This window comes from Falsirhodobacter halotolerans (assembly GCF_022899245.1).
GTDB lineage: Bacteria > Pseudomonadota > Alphaproteobacteria > Rhodobacterales > Rhodobacteraceae > Falsirhodobacter > Falsirhodobacter halotolerans.
In genome coordinates this window covers 2,445,710-2,459,877 of sequence record NZ_JALJAZ010000001.1, presented here as the reverse complement: position 1 = coordinate 2,459,877, position 14,168 = coordinate 2,445,710, and the positions used below count along the sequence as shown (strand labels likewise).

Sequence of the window (14,168 nt, the reverse complement as noted above, 5' to 3'; positions counted from 1 at the left end):
GGAGATGGGCAGAAAGCGCAAGGGCCGGGTGGTGTCGGGGTGGGTCGTGATCGACAAGCCTGCGGGAATCACCTCGACCTCGGTGGTGAACAAGGTGCGCTGGGCGCTGGGCGCGCAGAAGGCGGGCCACGCGGGCACGCTGGATCCGGCCGCGACGGGCGTTCTGGCCGTGGCCCTGGGGGAGGCGACGAAGACCGTCCCCTACATCACCGACGCGCTGAAATGCTATCGTTTCCTGGTGCGCCTGGGCCAGGCCACCACCACCGACGACGCCGAGGGGGAAGTGATCGCCCGGTCCGACGCCCGCCCGACGGATGCGGCCATCGCCGAGGCCCTTTCGTCCTTTCGGGGCGACATCATGCAGGTGCCGCCCCAGTTCTCCGCCGTGAAGGTGGAGGGCGAGCGCGCCTATGACATCGCCCGCGCGGGCAAGGAGATGGATCTGGCCGCCCGTCCCCTGTGGGTCGAACGGCTTGAGGTCGTGGCCCGTCCCGACGACGATCACGTGGAATTGGAGATGGTCTGCGGCAAGGGCGGCTATGTCCGGTCCATCGCCCGCGATCTGGGGGTGGCCTTGGGTTGTCACGGGCATGTCGCGTGGCTGCGCCGCACCTGGTCCGGCCCCTTCCGCACCGAGGACGGCCTGTCGATGGACGACATCGACCGCATGGCCCAAACCCCCGAACTGGACGATCATGTGCGACCGCTGGAAATCGGTCTGGCCGATCTGCCCGAACTGCGCGCGACGCCCGAAGGGGCGGCCCGGCTGCGCAACGGCAATCCGGGCATGGTCCTGACGGGGATCGAGTTCGGGGACGAGGCCTGGGCCAGCTATGAAGGGCGGGCGGTGGCCGTTGGCGTCTACAAGGCGGGCGAACTGCATCCCAGCCGCGTGTTCGTGTCGTGATCACGCGAACGCATGTGAAGGGCGATGCGCCCTCCACCGCCGTCTATTCCGACGACGAACGGTATCGTTTCCTGCTGACCCGCATCTGGGATGCGACGGGGCGCAAGGCGCTGTTCGTGATGCTCAACCCCTCCACCGCGACCGAGGCGCAGAACGATCCCACGGTGGAACGCTGCGAACGCCGGGCGCGCACGCTGGGATATGGGGCGTTCCGCGTGTGCAACATCTTCGCCTGGCGCGACACCGATCCCAAGAAGATGCGCGCCGCCCCCAATCCGGTGGGCGATGCGAACGATGCGGCGATCGAGGACAGCGCCTATTGGGCCGACACCATCGTCTGCGCTTGGGGCACGCATGGCGCCTATATGAACCGTGGCCCGCATGTGGAGGCGTTGCTGCGCGCCACGGGGCGGCCGCTTTATCATCTGGGGCTGTCGGCGGCGGGGCATCCCAAGCACCCCCTCTATATCGGATATGCGGTGCAGCCGATCCGCTGGGATTAGGCGGTGCCGACCATATGCGTCAGCACGGCGGCAAAGAACACGCCGCTGGCCGCCAGCACGCAGACATGCCAGATCGTGCGGTGGAACCGCATCCGGTGCCCGAGATAGAACAGCGTGCCGAGGGTGTAGATCACGCCCCCCGTCACGATCAGGACCAGAACGGGCAGGGACATGGTGGCAAACAGCGGCCCGCCCGCGATCAGGCCCGCCCAGCCCATCGCGATATAGAGGCCGAACCCCACCCAGGCGAAGCGGTGCGGCGCCAGCACCTTCAGCGCGACGCCCAAAGCCGCCGCCACCCACAGCAGGATGACCAGCGGCACCTCGGTCGCGCCGGACAAAAGGACGAAGGCCGTATAGGTGCCCGCGATCTTCACATAGATGGCCGAATGGTCCAGCCGCCCCAGCACGCCCTGCCACCCGGGCCGCCCCACCATGTTGCACAGCGCCGAGCACACCAGCATCGCGATCAGCGCCCCGCCATAGATCGCCGTGCCGGTGATGGCCCAAGGGTCGGGGCGCATCACGGCTGTCAGGGTGATCAGGACCGGCACGGCGGCCAGCGCCAGAACGGTGCCCAGCACATGCACGGTCGCATCGCTGCGCCATTCGTTGCGGGAATAAAGGGTGCGGCGGCGGGAGGAAACGGCATCCATGCGCCCCAACGTAGGGTCCATGCGCCGGTCCGTAAACTCGCAATTCGGTGAGAGGCGCCTTGCGCAATAAACGAACCTCTTGCGGCCATCAATCTTGCGGATTATGACGCATGCAGCCAAAAAGCCGGAGTGATCCCATGCAGAACGCCCGTTTCGACAAGTCGAAGCTTCCCAGCCGCCATGTGACCGAAGGGCCGTCCCGCGCCCCGCACCGCAGCTATTTCTATGCGATGGGGATTTCGGAGGAGGAGATCCACCAGCCCTGGGTCGGCGTCGCCACCTGCTGGAACGAGGCCGCGCCCTGCAACATCGCGCTGAATCGTCAGGCGCAATCGGTGAAGATGGGCGTGAAGAAGGGCGGCGGCACCCCGCGCGAATTCACCACCATCACCGTGACCGACGGCATCGCCATGGGGCATGAGGGGATGCGCTCCTCGCTGGCCTCGCGCGATGCGATCGCCGACACGGTGGAACTGACGATGCGCGGCCATTGCTATGACGCGCTGGTGGGCCTTGCGGGCTGCGACAAGTCGCTGCCGGGGATGATGATGGCGATGGTGCGGCTGAACGTGCCATCGGTCTTCGTCTATGGCGGGTCGATCCTGCCGGGCAAGCTGAACGGCAAGGATGTCGTGGTGCAGGACGTGTTCGAGGCGGTGGGCAAACACGCCGCGGGCACCATGTCGGATGCCGAATTGCAGATCCTGGAACGCGTGGCCTGCCCGTCGGCGGGGGCGTGCGGCGGGCAATACACCGCCAACACCATGGCCTGCGTCTCCGAAGCGATCGGTCTGGCGCTCCTGAATTCCTCGGGCGCGCCGGCGCCTTACGAATCGCGCGACCAGTATGGCGATTTCTCCGGTCAGGCGGTGATGAACCTGATCGAGAAGAACATCCGCGCCCGGGACGTGGTGACGCGCAAGGCGCTGGAAAACGCGGCGCGGGTCGTGGCCTGCACCGGCGGATCCACCAATGGCGGCCTGCACCTTCCGGCGATCGCGCATGAGGCGGGGATCGATTTCGACCTGTTCGACGTGTGCGACATCTTCCGCGACACGCCCTATTTCGTGAACCTGCGTCCGGGCGGCGATTATGTCGCCAAGGACCTGTACGAGGCGGGCGGCGTGCCGGTGGTGATGAAGGAGCTGGCGCGCGCCGGTCTCTTGCATCTCGACTGCCTCACCGCCTCGGGCGAGGAGTTGGGGGATGCGTTGGGCCGCATTACGCATGAGCCCGACGGCAAGGTCATCCACTTCATCGACAAGCCGATCACCAAGACCGGCGGCGTGGTCGGCCTGCGCGGCAACCTCGCCCCCGAAGGGGCCATCGTGAAGGTTGCCGGCATGTCCGAGGCCGAGCAGGTCTTCAAGGGGCCCGCCCGCGTGTTCGAATGCGAGGAAGAGGCGTTCGAGGCGGTCCAGAAACGTCAATATGCCGAAGGCGACGTGATCGTCATCCGCAACGAAGGCCCGGCCGGCGGCCCCGGTATGCGCGAGATGCTGTCCACCACCGCCGCCCTGTCGGGTCAGGGCATGGGCAAGAAGGTGGCGCTGATCACCGACGGGCGCTTCTCGGGGGCCACGCGCGGGTTCTGCGTCGGCCATGTCGGCCCCGAATCGGCACATGGCGGGCCGATCGCCCTTCTGCGGAACGGTGACATGATCACGCTGAACGCGGTCACGGGCGAATTGTCGGTCGATCTGCCGGATGAAGAACTGGACCGTCGCCGTCAGGCGTGGAAGGGGGCGAAGGCCACCGATTACGAATCCGGCGCGTTGTGGAAATACGCGCGACTTGTCGGCGGGGCGCGGTATGGTGCGACGACGCATCCCGGGGCCAAGGCCGAAACGCATGTCTATATGGATCAGTAACCTTCTTGCGCTGATGCTGTTGACCCCGGTGGCGCAGGCCGCCGGGGTCGCCCTGATCCCGCCCGCGGGGTTCTGCATGGGGGCCGAGGATACCGGCCCCATCCGATACGACCCCTGCGCGGGGGCCGATGTGCCGCCCGCCATCCTGACCGCGCGAATCGGTGCGGAGGGCAGCGCGGGCGCGATGCACGATATACGCGAAACGGTGGCCTGGATTTCATCCGATGCGGGAAAAGCCGCGATGGCGTCGCGCGGGCTGGCGGCGGATGTGCAGATTCTGGAACTCAGCAGTCGGGGCGATGCGCTGGTCATGCTGCTGCGCGACCGGGCGCTGCCAAAACCCTTCTGGCGCGTGCTGGTGCCGCTGCGGGGCCGTCTGGTCACGCTGGACGTCACCGGAGAGGATGCGATGCCCATCGCGGCAGGGCGTGCCCTGGCCGAGGCATTTCTTGGGCAGGCGCGGAAAAGTAATGGTTGATTTTGATTTACCCGATTGTGGAATGCCGGAAAACACGCGACAAAAACCGCGTGATCGGATCGGGGACATCGCATGGCATCACGTCATGAACACAGTGGCCGCATCGAAACGTTCTTGCACCGCCGCCATCTGGCATGGTGGTCGCGCGAGGCGGATCGGGCCGACACCACGCCCCACGCCCGTCTGGGCCTGTTGCGTCACCGCGCCGCGCTTCTGAAGACCCGGCTGGAGCATCTGATCCGCGCCTCCGACCAGACCGTGGGGGCGGCGGCCCCCATTCACCGGCCCATGGGCACCGACTGGTCCTGGCGTCCCGCCGCATGGCGGGAAGAGGGGGGCGCCGGCGTGATCGGCGACAATGCCACGGCGCTGACCCCCGGCATCACGCTGTTCCACGATTGCCCGCGGGCCGAGATCGCGTTGCGGCAGGTGCGGCAGCCGCAGCACCCGACCCGCCCCGCCTTCGGCGTGGACATGGAGGTGTTCGGCTTTGCCGGATCGTTCCTGTCGCTGGCCATCGACCTGCCGCCCGAGGCGGTGCAGGGCCTGCGGCTGAAGCACCTCGTCTGCCTGACCATGGATCTGGAGGAGGAGCGGCCCGCCCGCCTGATCGCCCGTTTGAACGTGCGGCACGGCCCCAACACCGAACAGGTGATCCGCGACATCGTGATCGAGGACGACCGCGCGATTGCCGAATTCGACCTTGCCTATACCCGCATGAACGAAACGCGGGTGGAGAAGATGTGGCTGGATCTGATCGTGCAGGATCCGCGCATGAACCGGATCACGTTGCACGACCTGACCCTGACCCGTCGCCCCCGAGCGGAGATCTGACATGGCCATCCTGAAACACGAGGGATTTCGCGCGGGCATCTGGCACGGCACCGTGCAAGGCCTTGATACGCCCGAGGTGGAGGTGCTGCTGCACGGCGCGCCCGTGGGCGGGGTGACCGTCACGAACGAGGGGGAGGCGGGGCACCGCATCTCTGTCCCCGTTCCCACCGAGCTGCTGGAGGATGGGGTGCAGACCTTCCTGATCCGGCTGGTGGACGGCACGGTGATCGGCCATTTCGCCGTGGCGGCGGGCCACGGGGCCGAAGACGACCTGCGGGCCGAAGTGGCGGCGCTGCGGGCCGAACTGGACCTTTTGAAGCGCGCCTTTCGTCGTCATTGCGTGGAGACGTCCTCGCCCCAAGGCAGCTGACGCGCGTTCGCGCGTGACGTGCCCCCCGCCGCGTGCTAGCTGCGGGGGATGGACCAGCTTCCCACCAAAGACCAGATCCGCCAGTGGATCACCGATCACCCGACGCAGACGGCCAAGCGCGACATCGCCAAGGCCTTCGGCATCAAGGGGGGTGCCCTGCGCATCGAGCTGAAGCGTCTGCTGAAGGAGATGGAGGGCGAGGGCGCGCTGACCCGCACCCGCCGCGCCTTCCGCGAGGCGGGCACGCTGCCCCCCGTGACCATCCTGCGCGTGACCGGCCCCGATGCGGCGGGCGATCTGTTCGCCACCCCGCTGGAATGGGAGGGGGAGGGCGATCCGCCCCGCATCCTGATGCGCGCGGCCCCATCCGACGCCTTGGGCGCGGGCGACCGCGTTCTGGCACGCCTGACGGCGGTGGAGGGGGAGGATCACGCCTATGACGGGCGTCTGATCCGCAAGATCGGTTCCAACCCGCTGCGCATTCTGGGCGTGTTCCGTGCGGGGTCCGAGGGCGGACGCATCGTGCCCGTCGACAAGGGGCAGGACAAGGAATGGACCGTCGGGCGCGACGACACCGATGGCGCGCGGGACGGCGAACTGGTGGAGGCGGAGGCGGCGTCCAAGCGCCTTGGCCTGCCGCGCGCGCGGATCGTGGCGCGGCTGGGGGATCCGACCGCCCCGCGGGCGATCTCGTTGATCGCGATCCACCAGCATGGCATTCCCGACCATTTCCCCGACGCGGTGGTGGCGGAGGCGGACGCGGCCCAGCCCGCGCCGATGGGCGCGCGGACCGATCTGCGCGACCTGCCGCTGGTCACCATCGACCCGGCCGATGCCCGCGATCACGACGACGCGGTGTTTGCCGAAGCCGACCCCGATCCGGCCAATGCGGGCGGCCATGTCGTCTGGGTCGCCATTGCCGATGTCGCCCATTACGTCCGCCCCGGATCGGCGCTGGACCGCGAGGCGCGGCGGCGCGGCAACTCCACCTATTTCCCCGACCGGGTGGTGCCGATGCTGCCCGATACGCTGTCGGGGGATCTCTGTTCGCTGCATGAAGGGGTGGATCGCCCTTGTCTGGCGGTGCGGATGGTGCTGGACGCGGACGGCAACAAGCTGTCGCACCGGTTCGTGCGCGGAATGATGCGGTCCGCCGCCAGCCTGACCTATGGTCAGGTGCAGGCGGCGCAGGACGGCACGCCGGACGACCGGACGGCCCCGATGATGGCGCGGGTGATCGCGCCGCTTTACGCCGCCTCGGCCGCCGCAATGACTGCGCGCGACCGGCGTCAGCCGCTGAACCTCGACCTGCCGGAACGGCGGATCGAGTTGACCGAGGAGGGCAAGGTCTCCTCCGTCGCCTTCCGCGAGCGGCTGGACGCGCACAAGCTGATTGAGGAGTTCATGATCCTCGCCAATGTGGCCGCCGCCGAGGAACTGATCCGCCTGCGCCGTCCGCTCTTGTTCCGCGTGCATGAGGAGCCGAGCCCCGAGAAACTGGACGCCCTGCGCGAGGTGGCTGAGGCCTCGGGCTTCACGCTGGCCAAGGGGCAGGTCCTGAAGACCGCGCATCTGAACAAGCTTTTGTCGCAGGCCGAAAACACCGACTTCGACGAGTTGATGAACCTGACCACGCTGCGGTCCATGACGCAGGCCTATTACCACCCCGAGAATTTCGGCCATTTCGGGCTGGCGCTGAAGAATTACGCGCATTTCACCTCGCCGATCCGCCGCTATTCCGACCTGATCGTGCATCGCGCGCTGATTTCGGGGCATGGTTGGGGCGATGACGGGCTGTCGGGGTTCGACACCGAAAATCTGGGCGACACGGCCAAGATGATCTCCGACACCGAACGCCGGTCCATGCTGGCCGAACGCGACACCAACGACCGCTATCTGGCCGCCTGGCTGTCGGACCGCATCGGGGCGGAGTTCACGGGACGGATTTCCGGCGTGCAACGCTTCGGCCTGTTCGTGAAGCTGGACGAGACGGGGGCGGACGGCCTGATCCCGATCCGGTCCTTGGGGCATGAGTTCTTCCATCACGACGCCGACGCCCATGCCCTGATCGGGGCTGATTCGGGTCGCGTGCTGGGGGTGGGCCAGCGCGTTCTGGTCCGTCTGGTCGAGGCCGCGCCGATCACCGGCGGACTGATGCTGGAGCTGCTGGAGGTGGAGGGCGACACCTTGCCGCGCAGCCCCCGCAGGAAGGGCCGGTTTTCCCCGCGGAAACCCGCCAAGATGGACCGCAAACGGCGTGTGATCTCCCGCAAACGCTGACCCGACACTTTGCGGCGGACGCCGCAGCCGCTACACTTTCCGCCAACGATAAAAATCGAGCGGTGAAGATCATGCGGAAAGTTCTGATGTCGGTGGGCGCGGTCGCCCTTCTGTCGGCCTGTGCGGGGCCGGGGATCGGCAATGTCACCTCCTCCCCCGCGCCGGTCACGCGTTCGGGTCCGGTGGGCGAGGCGGGGTTCCAGCAATGGATCACGGCCTTTCGTCCCCGCGCCGAACGTGCGGGGATCAGCGCGGCCACCCTGAACCGGTCCTTTGCCGATGTGCGCCTGAACACCGAGGTGATCCGGCTGGACGGGCGGCAATCGGAGTTCACCAAGACGGTCTGGGACTATCTGTCGGGCGCCGTGTCGCCCGCGCGGGTGGAACAGGGGCGCGCGATGCTAGCCCGCCACGCGACCACGCTGAACGCGATCGAGGCGCGGTATGGCGTGGACAAGGAAATCGTCGTCGCCATCTGGGGGATGGAATCGAATTTCGGCGGCAATCGCGGCAGCACCCATCTGATCGAAAGCTTGGCCACGCTGGCCTATGAAGGACGCCGGGCCGAGTTTTTCGAGACCCAGCTGATCGACGCGTTGAAGATCGTGCAGGCGGGCGACGTGACGCCCGACAACATGGTCGGAAGCTGGGCCGGCGCGATGGGGCATACGCAATTCATGCCGTCCTCCTTCCTCGAATATGCGGTGGATTGGAACGGCGACGGGCGGCGCGACATCTGGTCGGACGATCCGACCGACGCGCTGGCCTCCACCGCCAATTATCTGGCCCGCTCGGGCTGGCAGCGGGGCGGCATCTGGGGGATGGAAGTCACCCTGCCGCAGGGGTTCGATTACGGGCAGGTGGGCAAGGGCACCCGCATCCCGACCTCGGCCCTGTCGGCGCAGGGTGTCCGGTCCGTGGACGGGCGCTCGCTGCCGGGCGGCGAGGGGTCGATCCTCTTGCCGGGCGGGGCGCAGGGGGCGGCCTTCCTGATCATGCCGAACTTCCGCGCGATCGAGAAATACAACGCCGCCGACAGCTATGTCATCGGCGTGGGGCATCTGGCGGACCGTCTGAAGGGCCTTGGCCCCCTGCGCGGCGTGCCCGCCAACCCCGAACGGGCGCTGACCCGCGCGGAATCGGTGGAATTGCAGGAGCGTCTGACCCGCGCGGGCTTCGACACCCAAGGGGCCGATGGGCGGCTGGGGCCGAACACCCGCACCGCCATCACCGCGTTCCAGCGGCGGGCCGGGATCATCCCCGACGGGTTCCCCAGCCCGACCCTGTTGCAGCGCCTGCGTTAACCGCAGCGGACCGCGGTGATCGTGTCGTTGCGGTCCGTTTCGAAGTTGATGCGGTTTTCGTTGTAATCCATCGTCACCGGCTGGTTCGGACGGATGATCCGGCTGGTGAAGGGCATGGGCATCCCGTTCAGGGCCGATGTCTTCTGCCCCACCAGCGATTGATAGGGGGCGGCGTCGCACATGGGCGTCACCACGGTCGCGGTCGTGGTGGTGCAGGCGGTCAGGGCCAGACCGGCCAGGGCGAGAGTGAAATATTTCATGACAAATCCTCCGGTTGTCCCCTGGAATTAGCTGTCCGCGGGTTATCGGCAACTGGCGCGGGGGGGCATCTCTGCTACAACAGGGAAAAGGAGACCCCATGCCCGACACCCGCGCCCCGCGCCTGTGCGTCCTGATCGACGCCGACAACGTTCCCGCCCACTATGCCACCGCGATCTTCGAGGAGGTGGCCTCCCTGGGCGAGGCGTCGGTCCGCCGCATCTATGGCGACTGGTCGGCGCTGCGGCTGAAGAACTGGGCCGAGAAGGTGGCCCATCTGGGGCTGGTGGCCGATCAGCAGTTTTCCAACACGCGCGGCAAGAACGCCTCCGATATCGGGCTGGTCATCGCGGCGATGGATTTCCTGCATTCGGGCCTGTTCGACGGCTTCGTGCTGGTCAGTTCGGACAGCGATTTCACCCGTCTGGCCGCGCGCATCCGCGAACAGGGGCTGGACGTCTATGGCATCGGCGAAAAGAAGACGCCCGAGGCGTTCCGCATGGCCTGCAAGCGCTTCATCTATGTCGAGAACATGACCGAGGCCCCCGAACCGGCCGAGGCGCCCGAGCCCGCGGCCACCCCCGCGCGCGCCGCAAAGGAACCGCCCGCCAACGCCATTCCCCTGATCGCCGCCGCCATGCGCGCCATCGACCCGGAGGGGGAATGGTATTCGCTGGGCCAGATCGGCCAGTACATCACGCAGGCCAATCCCGATTTCGACACCCGCACCTATGGCGCGGCCAAGCTGTCGGATCTGGTGCGCAAGGTCAGCCGGTTCGAGGTGCGGTTGGGCGAAGGCGGGCAGCTTCTGGCCCGCGATGTCGCCTAGGCGAAGTAATCGGTCAGGATGCGGGTGTAGATCGTCTTGAGCGTGACGATGTCGGACACGCGCACCCGTTCGTCCACGCCGTGCATCCGGTGGCCGACCAGCCCGAATTCCACCACCGGGCAGTGATCCTTGACAAAGCGCGCGTCCGACGTGCCGCCCGAGGTGGAGGGGGAGGGTTCGCGCCCCGTGACCGCCTGCACCGCGCCGCCGACCAGCGCCGTCAGATCGCCGGGGGGCGTGACGAAACTGTCGCCGTTGACCTTGTGGGTCAGGGTGAAGGCCACCCCGGTCTCGCCCTCCACCTGCGCCGCCGCGCGGGTCAGGTGGTCCACCAGACGCGGGCCGTCCCATCCGTCGTTGAAGCGGATGTTGACCGTGGCCCGCGCCTCGGCCGGGATGACGTTGCTGGCGGGATTGCCGGTGTCGAAGGTGACGACGGCCAGGGTGGAGGGGTCGAAATGGTCCGTTCCCTGATCCAGCGGCGTGGCGTCCAACCGCGCGATCAGGCGGGCCAGCGCGGTCACGGGGTTCTTGGCGCGGTGGGGATAGGCGGCGTGGCCCTGCACCCCATGCGCCGTGATGCCGATGGTGACCGAGCCGCGCCGCCCGATCTTCATCATGTCGCCCATCTCCTCGACCGAGGTCGGTTCGCCCACCAGACAGACGCTCATCATTTCGCCCGCGTCGCGCATCCAGTCGAGGATGGCGGTGGTGCCGTGATCGGCGTTCGCCTCCTCATCCCCCGTCAGGGTCAGGACGACGGCGCCATCGGGGGGGGTGGCCTGCACGAAATCCATCGCGGCGGCGGCAAAGGCCGCAACCCCCGATTTCATGTCGGTCGCGCCGCGCCCGTAAAGCCAGTCCCCTTCGATCACCCCGCCGAACGGATCCTGCGACCAGGCACCGGGATCGCCCATGGGCACCACGTCGACATGGCCGTTGAAGCCGAAGGTCCGGTTCGCGCCCTTGCGGCCCCAGCGGGCGTAAAGGTTGGAGATGCCGCCCCGATCCACGCGGGTGCAGGTGAACCCCGCCTCCGACAGCACGCGTTCCATCAGGACCAGCGCGCCACCTTCGTTCGGGGTGACGGAGGGGCAGCGGACCAGATCGGCGGTCAGTTGGACGGGATCGGTCATGAAAGCCTCAATCGAAAAAGGGGGTCATCTGGGCAACCACGACCGAGTTCTCGGCCAGGGCGCGGTCCATCAGGTCGCGTTCCTCGTCCTCGATCTCGTCGCCATTGGCCAGCCGTTCCTCCAGCGTGCCATAGCCGGACACGTCCAGCGGCGCGAGGTCGGCCTGTTTCAGGATCGCCACGGTTTCGCGCACCGCCTCCGCCTCGTCCACACCGGAGGCATAGCAGACCAGCGCCGCGCCGGTGGCCTTGGGCGGCAGGCCGTCGCCCGATTTGCGCCCCACCTCCACCAGAAGGGTATAGATCTGCTGGGGGCGTTTTTCGGTCATCGGGTCCATCCTGATCTTGCCCCACGGGTGTCGCAGGTTCGCAGGCATGGTGCAAGCATGTGAAAACACCCCGCGCCGGAAGGCACGGGGTGTCTCGGATCTCAGCCCGGAAGGGTCAGCCCTTGCGGCGCAGCACGCGGCCCAGCCAGATCAGGATGCACGCCCCGATCACACCCACCAGCAACTGGCCCAGAACGCCGCCTGCGGTCCAGCCGACGATGGCCACCAGCAGGAAGTTCATCAGCACCGCGCCGAGGATACCCAGAATGATGTTCATCAAAAGCCCATGATCGGACTTCATCAGCTTTTCCGCGATCCAACCGGCAATGGCACCGACGATGATCGCCCCGATCCAACCCAAACCTTCCATGGCATGTCCCTTTCGAAATGCGTTTATAATCGCCCAACGCACTGGAACACGGCAGGGTTCCGCCGATCAGTCGCGCAAAAGTTCGTTGATCGAGGTCTTGGAGCGGGTCTTGGCATCCACCTTCTTCACGATCACCGCGCAGTAAAGGTTCACGCCGTTCTTCGATGGCATCGTACCCGAGACCACGACCGACCCTGCGGGCACTTCGCCATACATGACCTCGCCCGTGTCGCGGTCCAGGATCTTGGTCGATTGGCCGATATAGACGCCCATGCCCAGAACCGAACCTTCACGGACGATCACGCCCTCCACCACCTCGGACCGCGCGCCGATGAAGCAGTTGTCCTCGATGATGGTCGGGTCGGCCTGAAGCGGCTCCAACACGCCGCCGATGCCGACACCGCCCGACAGATGCACGTTCGCGCCGATCTGCGCGCAGGATCCGACGGTGGCCCAGGTGTCCACCATCGTGCCTTCACCGACATAGGCGCCCAAGTTGACGAAGCTGGGCATCAGGACCGCGCCCTTGGCGATGAAGGCCGACCGGCGGACCACGGCGTTCGGCACGGCGCGGAACCCGGCCGCACGCCAGCGCGCCTCGTCCCAGCCTGCGAACTTGCTGTCCACCTTGTCCCACCAGCCGCCGCCCTGCGGGCCACCCGACTGCATCTCCATGTCCTTCAGGCGGAAGCCCAGCAGAACGGCCTTCTTGGCCCATTGATTGACCGTCCACGCGCCGTCCACCTTTTCGGCCACGCGCAGGGTGCCGCTGTCCAGCGCCGACAAAGTCGCCTCCACCGCGTCGCGGGCCGCGCCCGTGGTGGCGGGGGTGATGGTGTCGCGTGCGTCCCACGCGGCGTTGATCGCGGTTTCCAAGGCGGCGTTCGACATCGGATCGGTCCTTTCGAATGGCGTTCGGTTCCCATGGCCTATAAACGGCGGGGCGTGGCCCCGCAATTCCACAAAGGCCATGACGGGAGGACAGGACATGACGGACGACACCCGCGCGCAGCCGCTGCGCGATTCCTCGAAGGACAAACGGACCGCCGACCGGGTGCCGGACACGCCGCAAAGCCGTTCACCCGCCTATCGTCTGGCCTTTGCGGACATGGATTTTCTGACCAAACCGGAACTTCGTCCCGTCCGCCTGCAACTGGAACTGCTGAAGTTCGAAATGATCCTGGACGAGGAGAAGGTCGATTCGACCATCGTCCTGTTCGGCGGCGCGCGCATTCCCGCCCCCGAGCACAAAGATCGCGCGCGGACGGCCAAACTGGCCGAACTGTCCCATTTCTATGACGAGGCGCGGATCTTCGCGGCCAAGGTCACCGAACGGTCGATGGCGGCGGGCGGGCGCGAGGAGGTCATCTGCACCGGCGGCGGTCCCGGCGTGATGGAGGCGGGCAACCGGGGCGCGGTGGAGGCGGGCGGTCGGTCCATCGGTCTGAACATCGTCCTGCCCTTCGAACAGGCGCCGAACGAATATGTGACGCCGGAACTCAGCTTCAACTTCCACTATTTCGCCATCCGCAAGATGCACTTCCTGATGCGGGCCAAGGCGATCTGCGTCTTCCCCGGCGGCTTCGGCACGCTGGACGAGATGTTCGAGGCGCTGACCCTGATCCAGACCCGGCGGATGGAGCCGATCCCCTTCCTGCTGTTCGGCCGCGCGTTCTGGGAAAGCATCATCAACTGGCAGGCGCTGGAGGAGGCGGGGACCATTTCCCCCGCCGACCTGAAGCTGTTCCGCTTTGTGGAAACCGCCGACGAGGCGCTGGCCGCCCTGGATGCCTGGACGGTGGAGCCGATGGGCCCGGCGGTCCGTTAACCCTTGGACAGTTCGCTTTCCAGCTTCAGCGCCTTGTCCCCGTCGGATTGCTTCACAAGATAGGCGGGGCGGGACTTCGTCCCCTTGCGGGTGATGTCCTTGCCCTTGATCTTGCGCTTGACGCGGCGGGTGAAGACCTCCTCCACCTTGCCTTCGGCCTTGCCCTGGCCCCATTTCCACGTGACCGTGGTGCCTTTCTGGAATTTCGACATGCTG

17 protein-coding genes are annotated in these 14,168 nt (G+C 67.0%); 10 read left to right on the top strand and 7 right to left on the bottom strand.

All coding sequences use genetic code 11. The annotated features are described in order from the left end of the window. Window positions 1-4 precede the first annotated feature (4 nt). Complete coding sequence (gene truB, locus MU449_RS12830) at window positions 5-907, top strand: tRNA pseudouridine(55) synthase TruB (protein ID WP_244738676.1); 903 nt, start codon at window positions 5-7, stop codon at window positions 905-907. Beyond that, window positions 904-1,410, top strand: coding sequence for a DUF1643 domain-containing protein (locus tag MU449_RS12825; RefSeq protein ID WP_244738674.1), 507 nt, complete (start codon window positions 904-906; stop codon window positions 1,408-1,410). Before truB ends, MU449_RS12825 begins: the two co-directional genes overlap by 4 nt. On the opposite strand, the gene trhA is transcribed toward MU449_RS12825, so the two are convergent. Further along, the gene (trhA, locus tag MU449_RS12820; RefSeq protein ID WP_244738673.1) at window positions 1,407-2,087 is read right to left on the bottom strand and encodes a PAQR family membrane homeostasis protein TrhA; all 681 of its coding nucleotides are present in this window, start codon (window positions 2,085-2,087) and stop codon (window positions 1,407-1,409) included. The genes MU449_RS12825 and trhA overlap by 4 nt on opposite strands. A 116-nt stretch (window positions 2,088-2,203) precedes the next feature. Here trhA and ilvD point away from each other — a divergent pair, with 116 nt between their 5' ends. The 6 genes from ilvD to MU449_RS12790 all read left to right on the top strand — a co-directional run bounded on the left by ilvD (window position 2,204) and on the right by MU449_RS12790 (window position 9,203). After that, complete coding sequence (ilvD, locus tag MU449_RS12815; RefSeq protein WP_244738672.1) at window positions 2,204-3,937, top strand: dihydroxy-acid dehydratase; 1,734 nt, start codon at window positions 2,204-2,206, stop codon at window positions 3,935-3,937. Beyond that, window positions 3,918-4,415, top strand: coding sequence for a hypothetical protein (locus MU449_RS12810; protein ID WP_244738671.1), 498 nt, complete (start codon window positions 3,918-3,920; stop codon window positions 4,413-4,415). Before ilvD ends, MU449_RS12810 begins: the two co-directional genes overlap by 20 nt. A gap of 72 nt (window positions 4,416-4,487) precedes the next feature. Then, complete coding sequence (locus tag MU449_RS12805; RefSeq protein WP_244738670.1) at window positions 4,488-5,249, top strand: DUF6478 family protein; 762 nt, start codon at window positions 4,488-4,490, stop codon at window positions 5,247-5,249. 1 nt (window position 5,250) lies between these two features. Further along, window positions 5,251-5,619, top strand: coding sequence for a hypothetical protein (locus tag MU449_RS12800; protein WP_244738669.1), 369 nt, complete (start codon window positions 5,251-5,253; stop codon window positions 5,617-5,619). 48 nt (window positions 5,620-5,667) lie between these two features. Beyond that, window positions 5,668-7,899, top strand: coding sequence for a ribonuclease R (rnr, locus tag MU449_RS12795; RefSeq protein ID WP_244738666.1), 2,232 nt, complete (start codon window positions 5,668-5,670; stop codon window positions 7,897-7,899). 71 nt (window positions 7,900-7,970) lie between these two features. Next, window positions 7,971-9,203, top strand: coding sequence for a lytic murein transglycosylase (locus MU449_RS12790; protein ID WP_244738664.1), 1,233 nt, complete (start codon window positions 7,971-7,973; stop codon window positions 9,201-9,203). Here the strand turns inward: MU449_RS12790 and MU449_RS12785 are convergent. Continuing rightward, window positions 9,200-9,463: an I78 family peptidase inhibitor gene (locus MU449_RS12785; protein ID WP_244738662.1), complete on the bottom strand. Its 264-nt coding sequence runs from the start codon at window positions 9,461-9,463 to the stop codon at window positions 9,200-9,202. The two genes, MU449_RS12790 and MU449_RS12785, sit on opposite strands and share 4 nt — an antisense overlap. 98 nt (window positions 9,464-9,561) lie before the next feature. Between MU449_RS12785 and MU449_RS12780 the strand changes: the two genes are divergently transcribed. After that, a complete protein-coding gene (locus MU449_RS12780; protein WP_244738658.1) occupies window positions 9,562-10,290 on the top strand; it encodes an NYN domain-containing protein in 729 nt (242 codons plus the stop codon). Here MU449_RS12780 and dapE read toward each other — a convergent pair. From dapE to dapD, 4 genes are all read right to left on the bottom strand, one after another. Beyond that, window positions 10,287-11,426 carry a succinyl-diaminopimelate desuccinylase gene (gene dapE / locus MU449_RS12775; RefSeq protein ID WP_244738656.1) on the bottom strand — a complete coding sequence of 380 codons (1,140 nt, stop codon included), beginning with the start codon at window positions 11,424-11,426 and terminating at the stop codon, window positions 10,287-10,289. The genes MU449_RS12780 and dapE overlap by 4 nt on opposite strands. Window positions 11,427-11,433: 7 nt before the next feature. Then, entirely contained in the window at window positions 11,434-11,754 is a 321-nt protein-coding gene (locus MU449_RS12770) for a hypothetical protein (RefSeq protein WP_244738654.1), read from the bottom strand. A 115-nt stretch (window positions 11,755-11,869) separates the two neighbouring features. Further along, entirely contained in the window at window positions 11,870-12,124 is a 255-nt protein-coding gene (locus MU449_RS12765) for a GlsB/YeaQ/YmgE family stress response membrane protein (RefSeq protein WP_244738653.1), read from the bottom strand. Between the two features lie 66 nt (window positions 12,125-12,190). Further along, the gene (gene dapD / locus MU449_RS12760; protein ID WP_244738650.1) at window positions 12,191-13,015 is read right to left on the bottom strand and encodes a 2,3,4,5-tetrahydropyridine-2,6-dicarboxylate N-succinyltransferase; all 825 of its coding nucleotides are present in this window, start codon (window positions 13,013-13,015) and stop codon (window positions 12,191-12,193) included. Between the two features lie 97 nt (window positions 13,016-13,112). On the opposite strand from dapD, the gene MU449_RS12755 reads away from it, so the two are divergent. After that, a complete protein-coding gene (locus tag MU449_RS12755) occupies window positions 13,113-13,952 on the top strand; it encodes an LOG family protein (RefSeq protein ID WP_244738647.1) in 840 nt (279 codons plus the stop codon). Here the strand turns inward: MU449_RS12755 and MU449_RS12750 are convergent. After that, window positions 13,949-14,164, bottom strand: coding sequence for a hypervirulence associated TUDOR domain-containing protein (locus tag MU449_RS12750; protein WP_244738645.1), 216 nt, complete (start codon window positions 14,162-14,164; stop codon window positions 13,949-13,951). The genes MU449_RS12755 and MU449_RS12750 overlap by 4 nt on opposite strands. Between the last annotated feature and the right edge of the window lie 4 nt (window positions 14,165-14,168).

What these genes read in the sequence shown, in the direction of transcription:
- MU449_RS12765 (WP_244738653.1), bottom strand. Translation starts at nt 12,124, where the DNA reads ATGGAAGGTTTGGGTTGGATCGGGGCGATCATCGTCGGTGCCATTGCC.
- MU449_RS12780 (WP_244738658.1), top strand. Translation starts at nt 9,562, where the DNA reads ATGCCCGACACCCGCGCCCCGCGCCTGTGCGTCCTGATCGACGCCGAC.
- dapE (WP_244738656.1), bottom strand. Translation starts at nt 11,426, where the DNA reads ATGACCGATCCCGTCCAACTGACCGCCGATCTGGTCCGCTGCCCCTCC.
- trhA (WP_244738673.1), bottom strand. Translation starts at nt 2,087, where the DNA reads ATGGACCCTACGTTGGGGCGCATGGATGCCGTTTCCTCCCGCCGCCGC.
- MU449_RS12810 (WP_244738671.1), top strand. Translation starts at nt 3,918, where the DNA reads ATGTCTATATGGATCAGTAACCTTCTTGCGCTGATGCTGTTGACCCCG.
- truB (WP_244738676.1), top strand. Translation starts at nt 5, where the DNA reads ATGGGCAGAAAGCGCAAGGGCCGGGTGGTGTCGGGGTGGGTCGTGATC.
- dapD (WP_244738650.1), bottom strand. Translation starts at nt 13,015, where the DNA reads ATGTCGAACGCCGCCTTGGAAACCGCGATCAACGCCGCGTGGGACGCA.
- MU449_RS12770 (WP_244738654.1), bottom strand. Translation starts at nt 11,754, where the DNA reads ATGACCGAAAAACGCCCCCAGCAGATCTATACCCTTCTGGTGGAGGTG.
- MU449_RS12750 (WP_244738645.1), bottom strand. Translation starts at nt 14,164, where the DNA reads ATGTCGAAATTCCAGAAAGGCACCACGGTCACGTGGAAATGGGGCCAG.
- MU449_RS12805 (WP_244738670.1), top strand. Translation starts at nt 4,488, where the DNA reads ATGGCATCACGTCATGAACACAGTGGCCGCATCGAAACGTTCTTGCAC.
- MU449_RS12755 (WP_244738647.1), top strand. Translation starts at nt 13,113, where the DNA reads ATGACGGACGACACCCGCGCGCAGCCGCTGCGCGATTCCTCGAAGGAC.
- rnr (WP_244738666.1), top strand. Translation starts at nt 5,668, where the DNA reads ATGGACCAGCTTCCCACCAAAGACCAGATCCGCCAGTGGATCACCGAT.
- MU449_RS12790 (WP_244738664.1), top strand. Translation starts at nt 7,971, where the DNA reads ATGCGGAAAGTTCTGATGTCGGTGGGCGCGGTCGCCCTTCTGTCGGCC.
- ilvD (WP_244738672.1), top strand. Translation starts at nt 2,204, where the DNA reads ATGCAGAACGCCCGTTTCGACAAGTCGAAGCTTCCCAGCCGCCATGTG.
- MU449_RS12800 (WP_244738669.1), top strand. Translation starts at nt 5,251, where the DNA reads ATGGCCATCCTGAAACACGAGGGATTTCGCGCGGGCATCTGGCACGGC.
- MU449_RS12785 (WP_244738662.1), bottom strand. Translation starts at nt 9,463, where the DNA reads ATGAAATATTTCACTCTCGCCCTGGCCGGTCTGGCCCTGACCGCCTGC.